1 rRNA gene (running past one end of the window) is annotated in these 2,375 nt (G+C 57.1%); it reads right to left on the bottom strand.

The features are described 5' to 3' along the window. Positions 1 to 2,375, bottom strand: a 23S ribosomal RNA gene (locus ACFVXN_RS18220) (its annotated part continues 159 nt past the right edge of the window); the annotation flags it as partial.

The raw sequence follows: 2,375 nt of genomic DNA, 5'->3' as shown, positions 1-2,375 counted from the left end.
CGCCTCCGTTACATTTTAGGAGGCAACCGCCCCAGTTAAACTACCCACCAGGCACTGTCCCTGATCCGGATTACGGACCGAGGTTAGATATCCAGAGCGACCAGAGTGGTATTTCAACGTTGACTCCACCGACACTGGCGTGCCGGCTTCACAGTCTCCCACCTATCCTACACAAGCCGCACCGAACACCAATACCAAGCTATAGTAAAGGTCCCGGGGTCTTTCCGTCCTGCTGCGCGTAACGAGCATCTTTACTCGTAGTGCAATTTCGCCGAGTTCGCGGTTGAGACAGCGGGGAAGTCGTTACGCCATTCGTGCAGGTCGGAACTTACCCGACAAGGAATTTCGCTACCTTAGGATGGTTATAGTTACCACCGCCGTTTACTGGGGCTTAAATTCTGAGCTTCGCCTTGCGGCTGACCCGTCCTCTTAACCTTCCAGCACCGGGCAGGCGTCAGTCCGTATACATCGTCTTGCGACTTCGCACGGACCTGTGTTTTTAGTAAACAGTCGCTTCCCCCTGGTCTCTGCGGCCCTCCACGCTTCCCGGGCGAACCGGTACACGCTTCAGGCCCCCCTTCTCCCGAAGTTACGGGGGCATTTTGCCGAGTTCCTTAACCACGATTCTCTCGATCGCCTTAGTATTCTCTACCTGAACACCTGAGTCGGTTTGGGGTACGGGCGGCTAGAACCTCGCGTCGAAGCTTTTCTCGGCAGCATAGGATCACCCAATCATCCAGCATACGCTGTCACCATCGGTTCTCAGGCTTGATGAGTGGCGGATTTGCCTACCACTCGCCCTACGGCCTTGGACGTGGACAACCATCGCCACGCTGGGCTACCTTCCTGCGTCACTCCTGTTAATACGCTTACCTACTACCGGATCGGGTCGCGCGCTCCTCGTAGCGGTGACTCCCGAAGGAATCGGTGCTACGACTCGGGCGCTTAGCATCACCGGGCTCGGTATGGGCGGTTCTTCGCCGGTACGGGAATATCAACCCGTTGTCCATCGACTACGCCTGTCGGCCTCGCCTTAGGTCCCGACTTACCCAGGGCGGATTAGCCTGGCCCTGGAACCCTTGTTCATTCGGCGGACGGGTTTCTCACCCGTCTTTCGCTACTCATGCCTGCATTCTCACTCGTGTAGCGTCCACCACTGGGTTACCCCGCAGCTTCACCCGCCACACGACGCTCCCCTACCCATCCACACGCCTGGACCACGAAGGCCTAGCGCAAGTGTGAATGCCACAGCTTCGGCGGTATACTTGAGCCCCGCTACATTGTCGGCGCGGAATCACTTGACCAGTGAGCTATTACGCACTCTTTCAAGGGTGGCTGCTTCTAAGCCAACCTCCTGGTTGTCTGTGCAACTCCACATCCTTTCCCACTTAGCATACGCTTAGGGGCCTTAGCTGGTGGTCTGGGCTGTTTCCCTCTCGACTACGGAGCTTATCCCCCGCAGTCTCACTGCCACGCTCTCACTTACCGGCATTCGGAGTTTGGCTAACGTCAGTAACCTGGTGGGGCCCATCGGCTATCCAGTAGCTCTACCTCCGGCAAGAAACACGTGACGCTGCACCTAAATGCATTTCGGGGAGAACCAGCTATCACGAAGTTTGATTGGCCTTTCACCCCTAACCACAGGTCATCCCCCCGGTTTTCAACCCAGGTGGGTTCGGTCCTCCACGCGGTCTTACCCGCGCTTCAACCTGCCCATGGCTAGATCACTTCGCTTCGGGTCTAGAGCACGCGACTGTGTCGCCCTATTCGGACTCGCTTTCGCTACGGCTTCCCCACACGGGTTAACCTCGCCACGTACCACTAACTCGCAGGCTCATTCTTCAAAAGGCACGCCGTCACCCCTGCTAGGGAGGCTCCGACGGATTGTAGGCACACGGTTTCAGGTACTATTTCACTCCCCTCCCGGGGTACTTTTCACCTTTCCCTCACGGTACTTGTCCGCTATCGGTCACTAGGTAGTATTTAGGCTTAGCAAGTGGTCTTGCCAGATTCACACGGGATTTCTCGGGCCCCGTGCTACTTGGGATCCCCTTCGGGAGGCCACATGATTTCGTCTACGGGGGTACCACCCTCTGTGCCGGGCCTTTCAATGCCCTTCGACTATCACGCGACTTTCTGACTCCCTGACGACTCGGCAGAATCATCTGAAAGGTCCCACAACCCCGTACACGCAACGCCTGCCGGCTTGACACGCATACGGTTTGGCCTGATCCGCTTTCGCTCGCCACTACTCACGGAATATCTCTTCCTGCCGGTACTGAGATGTTTCACTTCCCGGCGTTCCCTCCACACACCCTATATATTCAGGTGCGGGTCACACGACATGACTCGTGCGGGGTTTCCCCATTCGGAGA

This window comes from Cellulomonas sp. NPDC058312 (assembly GCF_042880135.1).
GTDB lineage: Bacteria > Actinomycetota > Actinomycetes > Actinomycetales > Cellulomonadaceae > Cellulomonas.
Note: the sequence above shows the minus strand (reverse complement) of the source record. Positions and strands in the feature narration are given on the sequence as shown.